2 pseudogenes are annotated in these 255 nt (G+C 57.3%); both read left to right on the top strand.

Annotated features, from left to right (window positions below):
• A pseudogene (locus E0D98_RS27100) lies at positions 1 to 146 on the top strand (phage minor tail protein L); the annotation flags it as partial.
• Positions 147 to 156: 10 nt separating this feature from the next.
• Positions 157 to 255, top strand: a pseudogene (locus E0D98_RS27095) (phage tail protein); the annotation flags it as partial.

Raw genomic sequence — 255 nt, 5'->3', positions numbered from 1 at the left:
ACGGTCCGGCAGTGGCGGATGAGTTCGACAACCCCACCACGGATATCCGGAAGGACAGATGCAGTAAATGCATGCGCGGGTGTGAGATGCGCGGCATGGTGGCTAATTTCGGCGGTTTCCTTTCCATCAATAAACTTTCGCAGTAAATCCCGTTTTATGACACAGACTGAATCAGCGATTCTGGCGCATGCCCGGCGGTGTGCGCCAGCGGAGTCGTGCGGCTTCGTGATAAGCACCCCGGAGGGCGAACGGTAC

Origin of the sequence: Escherichia sp. KCJ4928, from assembly GCF_004352695.1 — a bacterium.
Lineage (GTDB): Bacteria > Pseudomonadota > Gammaproteobacteria > Enterobacterales > Enterobacteriaceae > ECMA0423.
The sequence above is the reverse complement of the archived record's forward strand: the minus strand, read 5'-3'. Positions and strand labels throughout refer to the sequence as shown.